The 22,140-nt window shown below is 36.5% G+C and carries 16 protein-coding genes; 10 read left to right on the forward strand and 6 right to left on the reverse strand.

Going from position 1 to position 22,140, the window contains the following annotated elements; all coding sequences use genetic code 11:
• The first annotated feature begins 145 nt into the window (after nt 1-145).
• Nucleotides 146-1,069: an alpha/beta hydrolase gene (locus tag JO178_RS13460; protein WP_365866692.1), complete on the forward strand. Its 924-nt coding sequence runs from the start codon at nt 146-148 to the stop codon at nt 1,067-1,069.
• 62 nt (nt 1,070-1,131) lie between these two features.
• Here the strand turns inward: JO178_RS13460 and JO178_RS13465 are convergent, their stop codons facing one another.
• The 5 genes from JO178_RS13465 to JO178_RS13485 form a co-directional block, all read right to left on the reverse strand.
• Nucleotides 1,132-1,935 carry a phosphatase PAP2 family protein gene (locus tag JO178_RS13465; RefSeq protein WP_291936662.1) on the reverse strand — a complete coding sequence of 268 codons (804 nt, stop codon included), beginning with the start codon at nt 1,933-1,935 and terminating at the stop codon, nt 1,132-1,134.
• Between the two features lie 20 nt (nt 1,936-1,955).
• On the reverse strand, nt 1,956-4,373 hold the full coding sequence (locus tag JO178_RS13470) for a TonB-dependent receptor (RefSeq protein WP_291936665.1): 2,418 nt from the start codon (nt 4,371-4,373) through the stop codon (nt 1,956-1,958).
• Nucleotides 4,374-4,480: 107 nt separating this feature from the next.
• Nucleotides 4,481-5,515, reverse strand: coding sequence for a sulfite exporter TauE/SafE family protein (locus JO178_RS13475; protein WP_291936666.1), 1,035 nt, complete (start codon nt 5,513-5,515; stop codon nt 4,481-4,483).
• 92 nt (nt 5,516-5,607) lie between these two features.
• Nucleotides 5,608-6,903 carry a HAMP domain-containing sensor histidine kinase gene (locus JO178_RS13480; protein ID WP_291936668.1) on the reverse strand — a complete coding sequence of 432 codons (1,296 nt, stop codon included), beginning with the start codon at nt 6,901-6,903 and terminating at the stop codon, nt 5,608-5,610.
• 95 nt (nt 6,904-6,998) lie between these two features.
• Nucleotides 6,999-7,673: a response regulator transcription factor gene (locus JO178_RS13485; RefSeq protein WP_291936670.1), complete on the reverse strand. Its 675-nt coding sequence runs from the start codon at nt 7,671-7,673 to the stop codon at nt 6,999-7,001.
• A gap of 245 nt (nt 7,674-7,918) precedes the next feature.
• Here JO178_RS13485 and JO178_RS13490 point away from each other — a divergent pair, with 245 nt between their 5' ends.
• From JO178_RS13490 to JO178_RS13510, 5 genes are all read left to right on the forward strand, one after another.
• Complete coding sequence (locus JO178_RS13490; protein WP_291936673.1) at nt 7,919-9,187, forward strand: NAD(P)/FAD-dependent oxidoreductase; 1,269 nt, start codon at nt 7,919-7,921, stop codon at nt 9,185-9,187.
• 45 nt (nt 9,188-9,232) lie between these two features.
• Entirely contained in the window at nt 9,233-10,228 is a 996-nt protein-coding gene (locus JO178_RS13495) for an SDR family oxidoreductase (protein ID WP_291936676.1), read from the forward strand.
• A 227-nt stretch (nt 10,229-10,455) separates the two neighbouring features.
• Complete coding sequence (locus tag JO178_RS13500; RefSeq protein ID WP_291936680.1) at nt 10,456-12,303, forward strand: chloride channel protein; 1,848 nt, start codon at nt 10,456-10,458, stop codon at nt 12,301-12,303.
• A 339-nt stretch (nt 12,304-12,642) separates the two neighbouring features.
• Entirely contained in the window at nt 12,643-13,539 is an 897-nt protein-coding gene (locus JO178_RS13505) for an alpha/beta hydrolase (protein ID WP_291936683.1), read from the forward strand.
• A 609-nt stretch (nt 13,540-14,148) separates the two neighbouring features.
• Nucleotides 14,149-14,361, forward strand: coding sequence for a hypothetical protein (locus JO178_RS13510; protein WP_291936686.1), 213 nt, complete (start codon nt 14,149-14,151; stop codon nt 14,359-14,361).
• A 104-nt stretch (nt 14,362-14,465) separates the two neighbouring features.
• Here JO178_RS13510 and JO178_RS13515 read toward each other — a convergent pair whose 3' ends face one another.
• The gene (locus tag JO178_RS13515) at nt 14,466-15,413 is read right to left on the reverse strand and encodes an aldo/keto reductase (RefSeq protein ID WP_291936689.1); all 948 of its coding nucleotides are present in this window, start codon (nt 15,411-15,413) and stop codon (nt 14,466-14,468) included.
• Nucleotides 15,414-15,848: 435 nt separating this feature from the next.
• Here JO178_RS13515 and JO178_RS13520 point away from each other — a divergent pair, with 435 nt between their 5' ends.
• The 4 genes from JO178_RS13520 (at nt 15,849) to JO178_RS13535 (ending at nt 22,121) form a co-directional block, all read left to right on the forward strand.
• On the forward strand, nt 15,849-17,084 hold the full coding sequence (locus JO178_RS13520; RefSeq protein ID WP_291936691.1) for a YdcF family protein: 1,236 nt from the start codon (nt 15,849-15,851) through the stop codon (nt 17,082-17,084).
• Nucleotides 17,085-17,420: 336 nt separating this feature from the next.
• Nucleotides 17,421-17,894, forward strand: a complete 474-nt coding sequence (locus tag JO178_RS13525; RefSeq protein WP_291936694.1) for a sigma-70 family RNA polymerase sigma factor — start codon at nt 17,421-17,423, stop codon at nt 17,892-17,894.
• A 108-nt stretch (nt 17,895-18,002) separates the two neighbouring features.
• Nucleotides 18,003-18,827 (forward strand): FecR family protein, encoded by an 825-nt coding sequence (locus JO178_RS13530; RefSeq protein ID WP_291936697.1) that lies wholly within the window; start codon nt 18,003-18,005, stop codon nt 18,825-18,827.
• 84 nt (nt 18,828-18,911) lie between these two features.
• On the forward strand, nt 18,912-22,121 hold the full coding sequence (locus JO178_RS13535) for a SusC/RagA family TonB-linked outer membrane protein (protein ID WP_291936700.1): 3,210 nt from the start codon (nt 18,912-18,914) through the stop codon (nt 22,119-22,121).
• Nucleotides 22,122-22,140: the final 19 nt, after the last annotated feature.

Consider the following 22,140-nt stretch of genomic DNA (forward strand, 5'->3'; position numbering starts at 1 on the left):
CAATCACGAACCTCTGGAAATCTGAAGTTTCTCTGATCAGTAAAATGTATCCGTTTTCAGGTAAAATGTCTACCTGTTCTGAAAGCTGATGACTGTACATTTGTATCATAAAATAAGTACAGTATTAATCACTAAAATAAATAGTATGATTCAGTCAGTTAAATTTAAAAATCTTTATTGGGATGTAGCGGCAGACATTTATTTTCCGTCTGATTTTGATGAAAATAAAAAGTATGCCACTATTATCAGTGCGCACCCTATTGGAAGCTGTAAGGAACAGACTTCAGGAAATATTTACGGAAAGGCCTTGGCCGATGCAGGATTTGTCGTCCTTGCGTTTGATGCTTCTTTTCAGGGAGCGAGCGGCGGAGAGCCCCGTTTCATTGAAAACCCTACGTTGAGAGTAGAAGATTTCCGTTGTGCATGCGATTATCTGGTTACCTTACCTTATGTTGATGAGAAGCGTATCGGAGTATTGGGAATCTGCGGTGGCGGTGGTTATGCCATTAATGCTGCAATGACTGAGCGTCGTATCAAAGCTGTAGGAAGTGTTACAGGAGCTAATTACGGAAGACTTTGGAGAGAAGCATTCGGAAACTGGAATCCGGTTGACACCCTGGAAAAAATTGCAGAACAACGTACCGCAGAAGCAAGGGGGGCTGCTCCACGCACCGATCATTTTTTACCTCCTTCTGTGGAAGCAGTACATGCGGCAGGAATTAAGGATATTGATGTACTGGAAGCTACAGACTACTATAAAACTTCAAGAGGAGAAAAACCAAACGGGGCAACCAGTTATCTGTATTCCAGAAGTGATGCAGCAGTGGGTTGGGATGCTTTTTATCTGGCAGAAGTATTGTTAACTCAGCCATTAATGGTCGTAATCGGAGATCAACCCGGAGGTTTTGGAGCTTACAGAGACGGACTGGAAATAATCCGAAGAGCAAGATCAGAAAAAAAAGAATTGGTCGTAGCAGAAGGATGGTCACATTATGATCTGTATGACAAACCAGAACCGGTAAAAATTGCACTGGACAAATTGATCCCTTTTTATAAGGATAATTTATAATGTTTTTAACTAAAATGCACGAATATTTTATTCGTGCATTTTGATATGATGATCATATCTTTTTAAAAGTTTTTTACAAATCCTATTCCTATGGCATTATTCTGATAAAATGGCATAATCATGGTTGATGAGAATGCTTTTTTGTTTTTATTTTTTCCACGCAGCACATTGTCAATTCTGGGATATAACCAATACGCAAGTTCTGTAGAGAGAATACCAAAACCGGTTCCGGCAATGACATCTCCCAGCCAGTGCTTATCATTCAGCATCCGGTATATCCCCGTAAAAATAGCAAAAGGATATCCCGAAAGACTTAATAATAAATTGGTGTCTTTATACTCCCTGAACATAAACTGAGCGTTTGAAAATGCCGTAGCAGCATGCCCCGAAGGAAAAGACATCGTATTAGACCGATCCGGTCTTTCTTCTTTAACCATATATTTTAAAGGAAGTGTAAAAGCTGCGGCAATCAATTGTGAGGAGGCATAAATAATCGTTCTGTCTCTTACATTGTGTTTTCCTTTTACACCTGCCAGATTCAATCCATAGACTATAAGCCCCGGAGCATATTGGGTATAGTCATCAAGTTTTATACGAGTCGGCTGATGTTCATTAATTTCAGTTCTCGTAGAGATATTAAGCTGTCTTAGGTCCTTAACCATCAGCCCTGTTACTCCATAAGTAATAAAGGCTGCCGGAATAATCAGACTTTTATAATTCAGTCGGACTTTTGGAGTACTTGTTGTACTATCCTGTTTCGTCTCCTGAACTGTAATGGTGTCGTTATTGTTTTGAGCATTGATTGTACTGAAAGCTGAAATTAAAACAATAAAATAGATCAGCAATTTTTGACGGTGTTTTTTCATCCTGAAGCACGTATTCTATATTAAAATTTATAAGTGTATCCCAATCTGACGACCTGAGTTTCATAATAATCATTACTGGTATAAGCGAAGCCCATTCCCTGAACAGATTTCTTAATAACCATCGTATTCAGCAGGTCGGAAGCATTTAAAAACAACTCTCCTTTTCCTTTCTGAATAGCTTTTTTAAATCCTACATCCATTGAAAACCTTGATTTTATTTTTCCCTGAGGAATAATATCCGGAGCCATATAAACAATGGTAAACTGAGCATTCAGCCCTTTTGGGAAATGAAAAGTATTATTCATTTTAAGATTTCCCGAAATAGCAGATTGTTGTCCGGCAGAAAAAGTATTGGGAACAGGATAAAGATTCTGCACTGAAAATGCATCAATCTGGTTGCGGTAAATATTTCCGTTCATATTAAAGGAATAAACATCGGAAATTTTCTGGTTCCAGATAGCTTCCATACCTGTATTATAGCTTCTTCCCGCATTTTGGAATATGGCATAAATAAGGGTGCTCCCCGGAACAGTACTTGATATTCTGGTGATCGTACCGTTTGCAAAACGATGGTATAGTGCAGAATACAGATAGCCATTATCCCAGTTGTATTTGTATCCCATCTCAATGGAATTGGTAAACTGCGGTCGTAATGCAGGATTTCCTACTTTAATAATTTCAGCATCATCATATTTGGGAAAAATTCTGATATCCACTTCATTAGGACGGTCTACCCTTCTGTTGTAGAATACAGAGAATTTACTGTGATCATTAAGTTTATAGGCCAGTCTGAAGTTCGGAAACGGCTGGGTATAATTATATCCGTCACTTTTATACGTGGGGTGGTTAGGATTTACATCATACTGAATCCTGACATATTCTAGCCTGAGCCCAAGTTCTGCTTCCCATTTTTCATTCTCAAAGGTATAATTTCCGTAAACCGCGGGAATAAATTCCTTATAATCTGCTTTTCCGCCGGCAGAAACATCCAAAACAGAATGAGCTCCCGGAATGAAGTTCATATGGGTAGGAATACTTCTGTTTCTCAGTTTAATTCCTGTTTCGATTCTGCCATATTTTAAAGGCTTGATATAATCTACATTAAAATCATAAACCTGTTCATCTGATAATAATTTAAAGGCATCTGTTCCTGTAGAAACCGGTAAATAATTATCATAAAAGTATTTTTCATCCTCTCTGTGAAAAGTGTAATTAAATCCCAGATTCAGTAAATGTCCGGCTTCTTTAAATTTATGCTGATAAGAGGCTGTTCCCATTACGGTGGTTTTGAGTTCATCTTCCAGAAACTGCCACAACCGGAGCCGCTGAGATAAATCCCCATTAAAAAAAGGCTGATCGCCGCGGTCTATAATTTTTTCACTTCCATACATTCCGGAAATAGTTAAAGTATTCTGAGAATCAATATTCCAGTCTATTCCGGCTTTTGTGGTAAGGAAATTTGTATTTCTGTTTCTTTTAAGCTGGGAATTAATGATCGTTCCGTCGTCATAAGTACGGGTTACAAATTCATTTTTATTAAGGGTTTGGGTATATAGGTTATCTGCCTGTAAAAAAATATTGATTTTATTTTTCCGGTAATTAAGAGAAAGCGAAGGATTTATTTTAGGAGTCAGTGTATACTGTGGTCTGATTCCGGGAAGATTTTCTTTTCGCACCCAAAGAGAGCCCAGACCTGTCGTAAATCCTGCTTTACCGTTCCATCCGTTCTGTTTATTTTTTTTCATGATAATATTGATAATCCCGGCGTTTCCGTTGGCATCGTACTTGGAGGACGGATTATTGATAATTTCAATTTTATCAATGGCAGAAGAAGGTATATTGTCAAGTCCTGTCTGGCTTCCGAAGCCCGTAAGTGCAGTTTGTCTGCCATCAATAAGAATGGTTATTTTATCACTCCCCCTGAGTTGTACTTTATTGTCCTGTAAGGTGACGCCGGGCAAATTCTGCATGGTCTGCAAAACGGATCCGCCACTCTGGCTGATGTTGTCTGCTACAGAATATGTTTTTTTATCAAGTTTATTGTCTATTTCGTTCTTTCTGGATGCGGTAAGGGTGATTCCTTCTATTTTTGTTTCGGTAGTTTCTACCGGAATCATTTCAATATTGGGTATTTCCAGAAATTCAGAAAGGCTTCCGATGAAAATCTGTTGTTTTTGTGTTCTATATCCGGTAACTGAGGTTTCCATGAAATACTGGTCCGGTTTGATGGCGGAAAGAGAAAATCTACCCTCTTCGTTGCTAATGGTTCCGGCAGTAAAGCTGCTGTCTTTTTCTTTTTTCAGAATAATACTGGCATAAGGTAACGGAGTTTTATCCTTATGTGTCACCTTGCCGGAAACGGTTACTGAAGAGGTTTGTGCAGCAGCCATTGAAGAAATAATCAGAGGCGGAAAAAGAAGCAGTTTTGTTTTATTCATTGTATAGTCTATAAGTGAGTAGTTCGTTTAAGAGTACAGTTCTGATCATGGAAGTCATAAAAAGCAAGAAAAGCTACTTTCTTTACTGTTCTCATTGCCATTTTTGGCTATGCTTTAAATTTGGTAAGTACATTGTTTTTATAACAATAGAACTCATGAGTTGTCTTTTTTCCTAAAGCATATACTTTTTCTACCTGAACATCATCATAATGTTCCATAAGACTTTGATATCTTTCTTTAAGCTGATGAGGCAAATCTTCCGGTTGTACAGTCTTTTCAATTTCTACTCCTTCATTGGCTTTATATTCCAGTGCCATTCGGGTGTTTCTCCAGGACATGGTATATACCTTTTTATGTGCTGTAGATGAGTGATTGATGACAATCTGATCCTGTTGGGCGATCTTGCCGGATGTACTTGCTAATAAAGTAATTCCTGAGATTACCATTGCTCCGTATCCTATTTTTTTAAACAGATTTTCGCTGAGATGAGGCAGAATATATTTTACGGTATAGGAAGAAACTATTGCTGCTGCTGCAATTGCAATTCCTAACCATAAAGCTGTATTAGAATATAGCCCGAGTGAAATATAAATGATAAGTTTGATCAGATGGAGAAATACTTCGTTTGCAGCACGGGTAGCTACGATTTCTTCTTTTTTAAGCCCGAATTTTAAATAAAACCGGTTAAAAAGAAGTCCTACAGCTCCTGTAATTCCGGAGATAAAGCCGGCAGAGAAGCCAATTAAAGCTAATGCGGACTGAGGATATGGTTTTTCTGTTTCCTTTTTTTTATTTTTTGAAACAAAAAGCTGTGGCAGATTGGCAATCAGGAAGAAAGCCACGATGAGCTGAAGATAATTGGGGTTTACGTATTTAATCAGATAAGCTCCCAATAATACTGCCGGAATAGAGAAAGGAACAAACCATAGAAATATTTTCCAGTTGATATGTTTTTTAAATACGGCAATTCTGGATGCAGAACTGGTAAAGGTTCCGATTGTCAGAGAAAAAGGGACAAGGGATGCAGGAAGCATCATATTCAGTATGGGAATCAGGATAAGACTTGCACCACCACCACAAATAGCACTGATCCAGAAGGCAAGTATCGTTCCTGCGAATAAAAGGGCAACATTTAAAATCATTTCTAAATAAATTTTATACTTCAGTATATTTTCTATACAAAGATGCAATCCGATTTAGAAGAAATTTTGAATTCCGGAAATTCCGGAGTTTTTTAAGATAACTTTAACTTCACAGAAAAAATATGATGATGATTCTCAAATCTATAATCTACGGTCCAGTGATGAAATTTGCAGATTTCCTGGATAATAGAAAGACCGAGCCCGCTTCCGTTATGATCAGCGGAAAGTTTTGAAAACCTTTTAAATAATAAATCCGGATTCAGTTTTTCCGTTCCCGAATTAGAGATTTTAAAGATATGATCTGTAAGTTGTACAGCAATAGAACCTCCCGGAGAAGTATGGCGAATTGCGTTAATGATGAGGTTATTGATCAAAATTTCTGTCAGGCTGCTGTTTCCGTTTACGTTGATGCCGGAAGAAATCTGTTCCTGTACGACAATATTTTTTTGCTCAGCATGTTCCTCAAGAATTTCCATACTTTGGCGGAGCAATTGGTCAAACGAAATAATTTCAGAACTGTCAAACTGATGATTATCTATTTTTGCCAGTAGCAAAAGGTTTTTATTGATTCGCGAGCTTCGGGTAAGCGCTCTGTTTATTTCTTCAGCGATTCTGTATTGTTTTTCAGTAAGGTTTTGATCCTGAAGCAGAAGATCCAGTTTGTTTTTAATAATGGCAAGAGGAGTCTGCAGTTCATGGGAAGCATTTTCAGTAAATTCTTTTTGGGTTTTATACACGGAAATATTCCGTTCTATAAGTTTATAAAGAGATTGATTGAGCTCTTCAAATTCTGTTGTATCAGAAGCTGAAAACTCAATCTTGTTCTGGCTGTTAAGGTTAAATGTTCTGAGTTGATCCAGCGTCTCCCGAAACGGTTTCCAGATTGAGACAGAAAGCCTTCTGTTGAGATATAAAAGCCCGAGAACAATCATTACAAAGAAAAATATAGTAATCATTGCAATTACTGCAATGGTTTCGTGAGATTCTTCTATATTGGTCTGAACTGTAAAAAGATAGGGTTTATTATGAATATAAACTACTTTCTCCAGACAACGGTAGCGTTCTTTCTTTTTATCGGATATGAACGGAAGATGTTTCTCATTGGTATATACCGTATCTCTTCTGACCTGGCTGGGTGTTATTTTTTCAATATTGGTTTCAGGCTGAATATGATTCCATAATTCAAGACTGTTCTCCAGTTGCTCATCAGAAAATTTTAATTGGCTGAACTCATAAGCCGTTTTCTCTACAATAATCTGATTATGCTCATCGAGCTCATTTTTCCAGATGGTATCCACTACAAAATAATAGACAGGAATACTGATCATCAGTACAATGAGTACGTAGATGAGAAAAGGTTTTGTGGTTTTACTTAGCAGAGGTTTCAAAGTAGCAATCAGTTAGGTGTTATCATTATTTAGAGATCCGGATTGTATGTAAGCCTGTCTATTTTGTAATCATGACAATTTACTACTTATTTTATTTACGCTTCCCATTTATATCCCGTTCCGTAAACTGTTTTGAGATAATGGCCGCATCCGGCATCATAGAGCTTTTTCTTCATGTTTTTGACGTGGGCATATACGAAATCATGGTTATCCAGCATATCTGCAAAATCTCCGGAAAGATGCTCTGCCAGTGTGCTCTTAGAAATGACCTTATTTTTGTTTCCGATAAAATAAATCAGAAGGTCAAATTCCTTCTTGGTCAATGAAATCGTTTCATTGTTTACCGCGACTGTTTTGGCCAGGAGATCGATCTGGAGCTCATTCTGGCTAACCACATTAGAGCTGCTGAATTGTTTCCGGCGGATAATGGAATATACCCTTGCCATCAGTTCAGAAAGATGAAAAGGTTTCGTAAGGTAGTCGTCTGCGCCCAGTTTAAGACCTTCAATTTTATCATCCAGTGCATTTTTAGCAGAAATAATAATGACTCCGTCCTGTTTCTGAAGTCCCTTTAATTTTTCCAGAATTCTGAGACCATTGCCATCCGGAAGCATAATATCCAGTAATATACAATCGTAGTGAAAGGTTTCTATTTTGTCCATAGCTTCACTAAAAGTACCTGCTGTCTCACAAAGATAGCTTTCCTCAGACAAATATTCGGAAATGCTTTTGGCAAGCTCTGCTTCGTCTTCAACGATTAAAATTTTCATGGCATAAATCTATAACTAAATTCTGAAGAAATTTTGAAGTTCCGGTTTCGATTGTTAAAAATCAGATCTATTTTAGGGTTGCTGGACAAGCTGCAAAAATCGTGCAGCGACAGATAAAATATATCATAAAAGCTTACACCGAGACTGATGTAAAGACTTTTTATGATGTTAAATGTTTTTACACTGATCTCCTTTGGTCTTGTTATTGAATGAGATACAGTGCATCATTTCAATATTCACTTAGTATGAAAAAGCATATTCTAATCGTAGGAGGCGGATTTGCCGGTATTAATCTTATCAAATCCCTCCGGAACGATAAAAGATTTAAGATTACACTGGTCGATAAAAATAATTACCATTTTTTTCCGCCACTGATTTATCAGGTAGCTACCTCTTTTATTGAAGCATCTAATATCAGCTATCCTTTCAGGAAGTTGTTTTCGGAAAACAACAATGTAAAGTTTCATATGGGAAGTCTTATTACGGTACATCCTGAAACAAAAACCATTGAAACGGATACCGGAAATCTGAATTATGATTATCTGGTACTTGCACTTGGAACAGAGTCTAATTTTTTTGGAATGGAAAATGTTCGGAAGTCTGCGTTACCTATGAAGAGTATTGAAGAAGCACTTTATCTGAGAAATCATATTTTATTGACACTGGAGGAGGCTGCAAGAAACAAGAATATACAGGAAGCCGAGAAGCTGCAGAATATCGTTATTGCGGGTGGCGGCCCTACCGGTGTTGAACTGGCAGGAATGCTTGCGGAAATGGGTAAATATATTGCTAAAAAAGAATATCCGGAAATCAAGTTGAGTCTTTCCAGTATTTACCTGATTGATGCCTTACCTTCCCTGCTTTCACCGATGAGCAGACTTGCTCAGCAATCGGCTTATGAAAAACTAAAAGAACTGGGCGTCAAAACTCTTCTGAATGTCTCTGTAAAAGATTATGTTGATTCTAAAGTTATTTTAAGTGACGGAAAATCCATAGAAACAGAAACCCTGATCTGGACTTCGGGAGTAATAGGAAGAGAAATCCGGGGTTTACCGGAAGAAAGTATAGGAAGAGGAAGACGTGTATCGGTAGATGCTTACAATAAAGTGGAAAGTACAGAAAATATCTATGCATTAGGTGATATCTGTCTTATGCTTTCTGAAGAAAAATATCCGAAGGGGCATCCTCAGCTCGCACAGGTGGCCATTCAACAAGGCAGGAATCTTGCGGCTAATTTCAAAAGAATTGAGGATGAAAAAGTACTGGAACCCTTCAGATATAATGATAAAGGAAGTATGGCCATTATTTCCAAATATAATGCGGTTGTAGATCTTCCGAAACATTCATTCAAAGGATTTACAGCGTGGCTTACCTGGCTTTTTATCCATATTATTCCTCTGGTAGGATTCAGAAGTAAAATACAGCTTGCGTTAGACTGGTTTCGTTTATTTATTACCAATAATCCTTCTATCAGGCTTATTCTTTTTCCGAAAAAGAATACAGGAAACGGATAAGCTCTAGGGTCAAAAATTCAAACTAACACTTCAAACTATCATATTATGAAAAATAGTAAAAGACCTCCGTTTTTTGGAGAAACAGTTGTCATTACCGGAGCCTCGAGTGGCATAGGTAAGGCTACGGCAGAAGCATTTGCAGAGCAGGGAGCAGATCTTGTCCTTGCAGCAAGAGGAGAAGAAGCACTTCAGGAAACTGCAGAGATATGCAGAAGATTAGGCGCAACAGTGATTGCTGTACCTACGGATACTTCCGTAGCTGAAGAAGTGAGGCATCTCGTTGATGAAGCTCTGGAATTCAGCGGAAAAATTGATTATTGGGTGAATAATGCAGGTGTTTTGGCTTTTGGTAAATTTGAAGAAATTCCTGTGGAAGTTACCGATCAGATTGTTAAAACGAATCTGCTGGGATATATGCATGCTGCACACGCTGTACTTCCGGTCTTCAAACGGCAGAAAAGAGGAGTTCTTCTCAATAATATTTCTATTGGAGGATGGGTGCCTGCTGCTTACGGCACAGCTTATACTGCCTCAAAATTTGGAATACGGGGAATGGTGGAAACGCTTCAGGGAGAAGTATCAGACTACCCGAATATTCATATCTGTGCATTATATCCGGGATTCCAGAAATCTTCAGGAATAGAACACGCTGCCAATTATTCAGGAGTACCACTCAGTACCCCTCCACCCTCATTTGATCCCCGTAAACTGGCAGATTCTATTGTAAAAACAGCGAAAAATCCATTGGATGCCTCATATCCGGATTGGTCTGCAGTTGTTTTAAAAAATTTATATGAAATGTTTCCGGGAGTCATGCGTTATGCCTCTTCAGCGGGAATGCGCATGATGATGAAAAAAACTCATCAGACAGAAATGAATGACGGGAATGTACTGCAGCCTTCGAAAGGAAATATGGGAATTGACGGAAAAACATTGTTTTCAGTTTCTTCAGGAACATTAACTTGGGCCGCTGCGGGTATTTTAGGGCTTATTGCTACAAGGTTACTTTTTTCACGAAAATCTAAGAAGGCCGGAATATAGTGGGGCATAAAGATATTGCTCTTTCTGGTTATCAAGATAGCAGATGGATAATCCTTCTGTGAATTTTATCTTTATTATCCCCAGTCTGTAAAGGATTTTTGCTAGTGTATGGCTAAACGTTATGTAAATTAAAAAATAATGAACCAAGACCAGCTTGGGATTTTTCCCAGATATTTCATAAATTTACATTTCTGTATCAAATTGAGCAGGGTTAAAATTCTTCCCAGGTGAAAATTCACAACAAAAAAAAATACTTAAGTTTTCTTAAATTTAAAAGAGATTTCCAGAAATACGGATTGGAAAAAGCGCGCAGCTATGAGCTGATTTTACATTGGCTGAACAACAGATTAAGCAGAAACCAGTTTCTTGTACTTTCCGGAATTCTGGTTGGTTGTACAGCCGGACTGGCTGGTGTTATCCTGAAAACGCTGGTCCACAATATTCATTATTTTATTACCAATAAAGTCCATTTTGAATATCAGATATTATTCTATATTGTTTTTCCTTTTTTAGGAATTGTTCTGACGACGATGATTGTTCTCACTCTGTTTAAAGGGCAGGATAGAAAAGGAATCGGTGCCATTCTGTATGAAATTGCCCAGAATTCGAGTATCGTCGCCTCAGTTAAAATGTATTCTCAGGTCATCCAGAGTGCTGTTACCGTTGGGTTAGGAGGCTCTGCAGGATTGGAGAGCCCGATTGCAGTGACGGGGGCAGCCATTGGCTCCAATTATGCACAAACATACAGGCTTAGTTATAAAGAACGTACATTATTATTGGCTGCAGGAGCCACTGCAGGGATTGCCTCTGCATTTAATGCTCCAATTGCAGGGATTATGTTTGCTTTTGAAATTCTGTTGACAGGAGTTGTTTTTACGGATTTTATTCCACTGGTTGTGGCTGCTGTCTGTGGAAGTTTATTATCAAGGATTTTGCTTCAGGAGGATGTGCTTTTCAGATTTTATACCAGAGATCCTTTTAATTATAAAAATGTTCCTTATTATCTTATTCTTGGCGTTGTAACAGGCTTGTATGCCCGTTATTTTGTAATTATTTCTCAAAAAGTAGAACATTTCATCAAAGGCCTTAAACTTTCAAGAATACGTAAAGCTATGTTTGGCGGGGCTGTACTTTCTTTTCTTTGTGTTCTTTTTCCGCCGTTATTTGGAGAAGGATATGAAACGGTAAAAGCTTTTACCAATGGAAATACCTATTCTATTATAGAAAATAGTTTTTTCAGATATTTTGAAATCGGCGACTGGACGATCATTATATTTTTGGTTTTAGTATTGCTTTTAAAAGCATTTGCCACTTCTTTTACCATTTTCAGTGGTGGGAATGGCGGGAATTTTGCTCCTTCCCTTTTTGCCGGAGGCACATTAGGATATTTATTTGCTCTGATATGTCAGCATATAGGCTTTACGGATGTTCCTGTGACGAATCTTGTTCTTGTAGGAATGGCAGGAGCCATGAGTGGTGTATTATATGCACCTCTTACCGCCATATTTCTGATTGCAGAATCCAGTTTCGGATATGATCTCTTTATTCCTTTAATGATTGTTTCTGTGATGTCATATCTTATTGCCAAATGGTTCTCTCCTATTTCACCGGAATTAAAGTCTCTTGCTGATGAAGGAAAAATTTTCACCAGCAAACATGATAAAAACCTTCTGTTTGCTTTAAGAACCGAGGATTTTATCGACAAATATTCACAGGTTATCCATGAAAGCGCCTCCATTACAGAACTCTTTGAACTGGTAAAGAACGGGGACAAAAATATTTTTGCTGTAGTAGATGACAGCCGAAAACTAAAGGGAATTCTTACTCTGGATGATATCAGGCCCTATCTTTTCAATAAAGAAACTGATTCTGCCCAGAAAATCATACAGATTATGAAAGCTCCACCGGCTGTACTTCACAGAGAAGATAAACCTCTCGATATTCTTCAGACTTTTGATGATACAGGAGTTTGGAATCTTCCCGTAGTCAGTGAAAATAACGATTTCATCGGATTTATTTCAAAATCCTCTATCCTTATGAGTTACAGGCAGCTTTTGAAAGAGTATTCTGATTAATTATCAGGATTGATTAAGTTATACAATGAATCTTATTTATTGTAATAGTCTTAGTTTTTCGATGATTCGATATTACTCCCGCACGAATTCTTTCGTATGGGAAAAAATTGTTGATCAGGTGTTCCAAAACTCTAATCTTGTTCCAGGCCCTTTTTATCTGAATAATCAGGGCTTTTAAAGTGTTACATATGTAACACTTATTCTACGGCATATCCCGATTATTGTTTTTTTAAAAAATAATTGTGAATAATATATTGTTATGACTCATACAAGGCGTACATTTAGATATTGTAATTAAAACCAGGAAAATTCATTAAAAACAATTTTATATCATCCAAAATGAAAATCAAATTTTCTTTTACCATATATCTTTGGGTATTGCTCATTTTACCAGTACGTTTATTTTCGCAATCAAGTGACTTTACCATTCAGGATGTAAAGTTTGAGAGTCAGGGTGTCACTCTTGCAGGTTCAATTTTAAAGCCTGAAAATCCATTTGCGGCAGTTGTAATTGTTCATGGGTCTGATCCGGTAAAAAGAGAAATGGAGTTTGCAAAGCGTCTTGCTAAAGAAGGTATTGCGGTACTTACATATGACAAACGCGGAGTTGGTGAGTCTGGCGGTGTCTATGTAGGACCATCTGTCGGAACTAATAATATTGACACGATTAATCTTAATTTATTATCTCAGGATGCTATTGCAGCTGTAAATACATTTCGAACTTATCTGAAAAATAAAAACACGCCCATTGGATTAGTCGGATTTAGTCAGGCAGGATGGATCATTCCAATTGCTGCAAGCAAAAATCCGAAAATAAAATTTATGGTTTTATTTAGTTGCCCTACAATTACCACTTTAGAGCAGCTCCGATTTCAGTTTTATACTAATGGTAACAAAAATTTTTGGGAAAATCATACCGAAGAAGATGCTGTTAACCATACTAAAAATGACCCGGACAGGTATCAATTTGCGGCAACTGATCCTAAAACTTCTCTCAGAAATCTTTCAATTCCAGGTCTTTGGCTTTTTGGAGAGAAGGATATACAAATTCCCGTAAAGTTATGCATAGAGCAGTTAAACTCATTCAAAGTTCAAGGTAAATCTTTTGAATATACTCTATTTTCAAAACTAGGACATAATACCTCATCCGGCATTCATACAGAACCTTTTGATATTTCAATTCAATGGATAAAACAAAAAACTTTAAATATCAAAAAATCCGGTTTACTGAAATAAGAAATATCTACCGGCTCAGTTTGTAAATATATTAGAGAATGTGTTTGTAGAAATTTTACGACATCGTGCCATTTTTAATTTTAGTTTTCAGGGTTGAATGTTTTAAAATGTGGTACAGGATATACTATGTTTCCATGTGTTTACAGGACTGTAAAACAGCTATATAAATCGATATCAATAAAGACTGTTGTACTTTATTATAGATAGCACTTAGTAATTCCCCTCATATATAAGAGAGGTAACTCATCATTTTAAATTTCATTAACAATTCACTTTATTTTGAAAAATGATCAGTAATTTTGCACTTCATTAAATCGAATATTCCATTCTGTCTTAATAATTGAGCACGATTTAAGGTGCTTAACGCTAGTCTGAACAAAATGAGAAAATAAGGATACATTGCTATCCTGTTATAAAAGTAAAAAAACACAAAACAGAAAAGATGATGAAGTGAAATGACCCTATTCGCCAACAACTCGTTTATTCTATCTCCTTTGAATAGTATGTCAACATTCTGTGTCCCGGTATTTTTGGGAATGAATACCCTTCGCTGAATCTAAAATAGCAGAAGCAATTATAAATAAAGTTTAACCTCAAATACAACCACAAATGAATTACGAAGAAGCATTAATCAAAAAAAAAGCAACAGTAAAAGAATTTGAAAAAAAAGGGCAATCCGCATCGGTACATATTATTATTGTTCCGCAGGCGACTGATGATCAGGAAAAATTTATGAAGTGTTATGATAAACATCATTATCAGGATGGCCTTTGTAAATTATTTTCAACCAATAATATGTTTACCGTTTTAGTAATGTATTAACGAATATTTGTATCTGAAAGAAGTCGCCTTTGTAATGGCTTATACTAAAAAGACCTCCGTTCATATGAACAGAGGTCTTTTAATCTAACAATGAGTATTGAAAATTAATAATGACTTGCTTTATTAAGCAGATCAATATCTTCCTGATCCAGTATAAGTTTCGGGGCATTGAACAATGTTTCAAGTTGTGATGCACTTGTTGCACTTACAATTGGTGCCGTAATCAAAGGGTTGGCTAATAACCAGGCAAGAGCTACCGTACTTTGCTGGGTATGATGCTTCCCACTTACCTGATCCAATGCTTTTAATACTTCAAGACCTTTAGGGTTCAGATATTTTCTTACCCCCTCACCTCTTGTGCTTTTTGCAAGATCTTCTTCATTACGGTATTTGCCTGTTAAAAATCCGGCTGCCAACGACCAGTAAGGAAATACACTTACATCAAATTGTTCCACTAAGGGAGCATAATTTTTTTCAAATCCTTCTCTTTCCATCAGGTTATAATGAGGCTGCAATGCTACATATTTCGGAAGATTATCTCTTTCGGAAGCTTCAAATGAAGATTTTAAACGCTCAGGAGAAAGGTTGGACGCTGCGATATAACGAACTTTCCCGGCTTTAATAATCTCATCATAAGCAGCAAGAGTTTCTTCTACCGGGGTGGTATGATCATCAAAATGAGTATAGTAAAGATCAATATGATCCGTCTGAAGTCTTTGTAAAGACTCGTCAATTGATTTCAGGATATGTTTTTTGCTGATATCATAACCATGTTCTTTTGTTTCAGAACCTACTTTGGTAGCCAATACAATATCATTGCGGTTAGAACGGCTTTTCATCCATTTTCCAATGATTTCTTCAGATTGGCCTCCTTTTCCGTTTACCCACCATGAATAAGTATCTGCGGTATCTACAAAATTAAATCCGGCTTCTGTAAAACGGTCCAATATATCAAAAGACTGCTTCTCATCCAATGTCCATCCAAAAACATTTCCTCCGAAATTGATAGGTGCAACTTCTAAATCGGTGTTTTTGATTTTTCTTTTTTCCATAAAAATAAGTTTACTAAAGTGACTTCTAAGGTAAGAAATATCGGACGTTTTCAGATATTTAAAATACCCATTGGTATCATAGTTATTATAAATAGAAATCCCGATTTTACCCTATTTTTTTTATGCATGATCTTTTACCCTATTTATTTTCTGAATAGATTTTGATATTTAAAAATAACAAGGTGTCCTTTTCTGATTTATGAAATATTTTTCATTATTTGTTCATTGTTTTTTGCTTTTTTTTTTCACAGCATGTTTCAGTCTCCGGTTGTTAAGTTTTCCTTTGTATATCTGCTTATTTATCAATTGATTATAGCTTTTTATTTCAGTGAATTTAGGTTGTTGAGCGCGATCAGAAATTCAAATAACAACAAAATTTGCCGCTCTTTTTTATCAAAAAATTATCATACATTTGGAAACATAAGTTTAATTTTTATGATTTCAAAAATCCGGATTGCTGCTGCATTGAGTACAATCATTAGCCTACAGCCATTTTCTGCTCAGGAAAAACAGCCTCAATCTCAGCAAGAATGGGAAATTTATAAAAACTTTTACTTTATTTATTCTGTTCGGAATAATGCCCCTTTACTTCAGGAAATACAGAAAGACTCTTTTGTACAGGCAATGCTGAATGATAGGAATAAGAGGTTTGAAGCGGCCAAAGACTGCCCTACTGCAGACTGTATTATTGAAGCTTTAAAATGGAAAGAGTCTGATATTAGTGTTTTGAATAATTCGTTTCGGAATCTTTTCGCCAGCCATAAAAAATTTCAGAATTTTATAGAAAATACACTATATCCATCTCAAAAATATCTGAAACCTGAACCTCTAAATCCCGGAGAATATATTCAAAAAGCTTTATTACAGGACTTAACAGCGATGAATAATGTTATTGATATTTATGGAGCTGGTAAGAAGCCTAATTACCCGGAGATAGATTCTATCTCTTTTAATGTAAAAGATAAAAATTATATTGAATTATTAAAAAATATACGATTTGATGTTGCAGCTGATACGGAAAAGAATGCTTTTGATAAGACCCTTTTATCTGCTATCCGCCTGCTGGAAGTAAATGAACGTTGGGATGCTGCTCAGTTAGAACCTTTAATAAATACCGAAAATAAAGAAGCTTACGAGAAAGTAAAGAAAACTGATTTTTCTAAATATCCTTATGCATCTTTACTGATTTTAGGAGCAGGTCCGCAAGTGGACGGACAGAAAATAAGCCCAATGGGAATGTTGAGATGCAGACAGGCATTGCGGAGTTATCAGAAAGGCTTAGCACCATTTATTATCGTTTCCGGAGGACGGGTTCATCCTTTCAAAACACATTTTATAGAGGCCGTGGAAATGAAACGTTATATGGTTGACGTTCTGGGTATTCCTGCATATGCAATCATTGCGGATCCTTTTGCAAGGCATACAACAACTAATGTGAGGAATGCCGGACGTTTAATTATAGATTATGGTTTCCCAAAAGATAAATGGTCTTTAGTATCCAGCAGCAAAACCCATATTGATTATGTGGAAAAAGCAATGGACAAGCGAAGCATGAAAGAACTGGGGAATGTTCCTTATATTGTTGGTAAGCGCATCAACGATCTGTTGTTGGAATATAAACCTACTGCGGAAGCGTTCATTATTAATCCTGCCGAACCTCTGGATCCTTAAATGTTATTTTTTTAGGAATCTATTCTATTCCGGATTTCCTGTAAAAATCATTTTTATACAGGAAAATCATATGATAAAAAAGCAGGTATTTTCTATTCCTTTATAATTCATCTCAATTACTGGATCATCTTATTTTTGTCGGCTATATTAGTGTTTTCGTTTCACGAATAGATAAAATTAATATTTTCTTGTGTTTAAAACAGGGGATAGTATATTTTTCTCATTTGTAAAATATGTGCTCTATATTTCTCATTTTCCCTCAAAATTAACATACATTTAAACTCCCTGAAAATCTTTTTAAATAGTTTTATAGACTTATAATTGTACTGGTAATTGATGGATCCGTTTGAGAAAATATATTCTGAATATAAGCATAAAGTTTACTTCTTTGTTAAGAAATATATTCAAAAAGAAGAGGATACAGAAGATATTGTCCAGGATATTTTTATGCATGTCTGGAAGCATATGGATAAAACGGTTAAGGTTCCTCCCGAAGCTATTATTTTCAAGACTTGTAAACAGGAAATTTCCAGTTTTTATCGTAAAAACAAGTTGCTTTTTTCCTTTTCCGAGCATGAAATCAATATTGCAAATGAAGATATTTCTGATGAAAACAGCCACGAAGAAAACATGGTTAAAGTTGAAACTCTCTTGGAAAATCTCCCACAGAAAACCAGAAAATTATTTATTCAGCACAAAATTGAAAACATAAGCTATTCTCAGTTAGCCAAAGAAAATAATCTGTCGAAAACAGCGGTCAGTAAACAAATAAACAAAGTTCTTGCTTTTTTGCGGCGTAATCTGCATTAATTTTTCCTTTATCATTCAATATGAATAAATCGTTAACTCTTGGTTTTTGGGGTGAACGATTTTCCTTTTCTGCGTATTTACTATCAATGGTTTGAATAACGTTTTTGTATGAGCTTAGAAAAAGAATTTGAAAAAACCTGGAAAGCAGTTTCTGAAGATCAGAACAGGATGGATACTACGACAGACCGGAAAATCTGGGAAGGTATCCATCAAAAAATAAGAAGGAGGAAAAGCTCCCGGAAATGGTACTGGGCAGCAGCACTTATTGTCCCCTTTTTTATTTTTCTAATGATTTATAACGGTTATCAGCATTCTTCCAATACAGAAAAGCAAAACTATGTTTATGAAAGTTTTGAATCTTCCAAAAATATTCAGTTATCGGATGGAAGTAAGATTGGCTTATTACCTTACAGCAGACTGGTTGTAAGCAGGAACTTTGGAGAGAAGGACCGGAACATCATTTTTACAGGACAGGCCAGCTTTTCTATCACTAAGGATAAAACAAAACCATTCAGAATTAATGCCGGAGATTTTCATGTACAGGTTTTAGGAACCCGGTTTTTCTTAGATCAGAGATCTGAAGAAAAAAAAGTGGAATTGTTTGAAGGAAAAGTGAAAATAGAACATTCAGGGAAAGTTACTTATCTCTTGCCGAAAGAAATCTGGATGAGCGGCAAAGGTCATTCCGATTATCATTATTACAACCGTGAAAAACAGATGAGTTTTACTTTTACCCGCTCAAAATATGCTGAGGCAGTTCAGAAACTTGAAGAGACTTATCATGTCAGAATCTCTTATCCTGACCGGTATAAAGAAAGAATTGTAAGCGGTTCATTTACAGGGAACCTTAATGATATTTTATCTATTATCAGTTATCCGTTTAATCTAAAAATTGAAAAAAATAATGAAACAGAAGAAATAATATTAAAATAAAGAGCATCGATAATGGGGGTTATCGATGCAGATTTAATCAACTTAAAAACCTATAGAAAGTTTAAAAATTAATATTGCGAATTTATGAAAAAAACAGCAATCAGTATTGCTATGCTCGGGAGTTTATCTATTTCTCTGCCATTATATGCCTCAGAAATATGCTTTTCTGTGCATAGGGCTTATGAAGTCGCTCCACCTGTGACGAAGGTATTGGAAAAGCTAAGCAAAACAACAAAAACACAATTCTTTTATTCCGTATCAGATCTTGAAGATATTTTGGTAGATGATAAGGATATCGATTACACGTCATTACAAAAGGCTCTGGATTATCTCCGGAAAAATTATCCGGTTGAATTTACCATTCAGAATAATACAGTTTCTGTACGAAGAACTTCTAAAAAATCTGACAAAAATAATAGTAAAACAGATAATACAGCTAAAAAAGATACCATTGCTGATAAAGAAAAAAAGATTGATGAAGTGGTATTGGTAGGATATGGAAAACAAAATAAAAAAGATGTTTCCGGTGCCATTGCCTCTCTTGGAGAAAAAGACCTGAAAAGTATGGCTTCAAGTAATTTTGGCGAAATGATTGCAGGAAAAGCGACCGGAATTCAGGCCACTTCCACCAATGCGGCTCCGGGGGCTTCTCCGAATATCCGTATTCGCGGAATCGGGACTTTGACAGCGGGAGCCAACCCTCTGATTGTCGTTGACGGGTTTCCTTTAACAGAAGGAACTAATTTAAACTCAATAGATCCTAACTCAATTGCAACGATAGATATTCTTAAAGATGCAGCTTCCACAGCTATTTATGGTTCCAGAGGAGCCAATGGTGTTATTCTGATTCAGACTAAAGAAGGAAAAAAAGGAAAACTGGAGGTCATTTTAGATGCTTATTACGGGATTCAGACGAGAAGCGACAATGAAAAATTTGTTAATGCTTATGATATGGCTACTTTTATGAAAGAATCCAGAGATAATAATTATCTTTCAAAAGGGACCAACAGAAGTACTTCCGACAATACACCCACAAGGATTTCCAAAGGAGCTACCCTGAGAGAGCTCATTCCCGATTATTTAACTCCTTATCTGAACCGACAGCTTGGTTTAACAGATAACGACTGGTACTCTACTGTATTAAAACCTGCTCCTATAAGCAATACAGCATTGAATATCCTGGGAGGAAGCGATAAAACAAAATACTCATTCACAGGAAGTTATCTGAATCAAAAAGGGATTTTAATTGGAACCGACTATGAAAAATATTCAGGAAATATCAACCTTGCCACCAATATTACAGACCAATTGAAATTTGGAGTGTCCATGACTCCTTCTTTTTCAAAAGGAAGCCTTTTTGATATGGTAGACGGCGGAAGAACCTACAATCTTCTTCAGATGGCTACCACGATGTATCCTTTTTTCGCTCCCCGAGATGCGAACGGTAATTTGATTATTTCCCAGCAAATAAAAGCAAACGGTCCTACAGACGGTGCTCTGGTAGAAAATCCGGTTGCTATTGCTGAAATGACCAAAAGAAGGTATACTTTATTTAAAACTTTCGGGAATATTTTCGGAGAATGGACTTTTTTGAAAAACTTCAGATATAAGCTTTCAGCAGGTGGAGATTATACCAACTATGAATATAATTTTTTTGATCCATCCACGGTAGGGAGTTATCGTACTGCAGCACCAGATGTTACCATAGCCAGCAGAACGGAGTATATAACCAAAAATTATCTGATAGAGAACTTACTGACTTATGATAAAAAGATTGGGAACCACACTTTTAATTTTATATTGGGACAATCTTATCAGAATGAAAATCAAAACAAAACAGATACTAAAGCGACGGGTTTTCCTGATGACAGTTTAGAAAATATCTCAGGGGGAAATTCCCTGAAAGTAGATGTCAGTCAATATTCCTGGAGCCTGATATCATATTTCACAAGATTCAACTATACCTATAACAGTAAATACAGTCTGATGGCCTCTTACAGAAGAGATGGTTCCTCAAGATTTAGTTTCAATTCCAAATGGGGGAATTTTTATGCTTTATCATTGGGGTGGACACTCAGTAGAGAAAAGTTTTTTCCTGAAAACAAATGGATAGATCCTTTGAAACTAAGATTCAGTCTGGGTACGAACGGAAATAACCAGATTCCGAATTTTGGTTCATTATCCCTGATGGATAAGGAGAATTATGTTTTCGGAGGTACACTGGTTCCCGGCTACAGATCTGCAACACCGTCAAGTCTTTATCTTTCCTGGGAAAAGTCAGAATCAGTAAATTTTGGATTAGATCTCGGCTTGTTTAATAAATATCTGAATATATCTGCGGATTATTATATTCTTAACAGAAATGGTTTGCTGCTGGATGTTCCTGTTCCCCAACAGTCCGGCTATTCTACACTGCTTCAGAATATTGGTAAAATCAGAAACAGCGGGCTGGAAATTCAGCTTTCATTAAAACCGCTTCATATAGGTGATGATTTTGACTATTCAAGCAGTTTCAGTTTCTCTACCAATAAAAATAAAGTATTGGCGTTGGGTGACGGGCAATCACAGATTGTAACCGGAGACAATAATTTTGCCGTAACAAAAGTTGGAGGTTCTATTGCAGAAATGTACGGCTATCATATTCTGGGTGTCTATAAAACCCAGGCACAGATTGATAACTCCCCTCATATTACAGGCACGCAAATCGGTGATTATATGATGGAAGATCTTAACGGAGATGGGAAAATTGATGCCGATGATAAGAAAAGCTTCGGTTCAGGAATCCCCAAATACATAATGGGATTTACCAATGCATTCCGGTATAAAAATTTTGATCTCAGCTTTACTTTATACAGTGAACTGGGTAAAAAGATTTACAACGGAGATCAGGTCAGCATTACAGAATCCGGAGAAGGTTTTGGAGTGCCTAATCAGTATTACTTTGATAACAGGTATAATCCTGTGACCAACCCCAATGGCACCTATGCCATGCCCAATATGAATTTTTCCAATAACAGAAAAGAAGCGAGAACTTCAGATATTTTCTTCAAAAACGGAGATTATGTAAGGTTAAGATCTGTAAGGCTGGCGTATAATCTTCCCCAAAGCCTGGTTTCAGCCTTGAAAGTGAGGTCTCTTCAGCTCTATTTCATAGGAAATAACCTGTTGACTATTACTTCTTACCGAGGACAGAATCTCGATGCTAATTCGGAAAGTATTCTGACCCAGGGGTATGACAACGGCTATTATCCGGTGGCAAGAGTGTATTCTTTCGGAATGAATGTGAAGTTTTAAGCTGAACCTAATCTAAATA

It is taken from the genome of Chryseobacterium sp. (genome assembly GCF_019236175.1).
Lineage (GTDB): Bacteria > Bacteroidota > Bacteroidia > Flavobacteriales > Weeksellaceae > Chryseobacterium.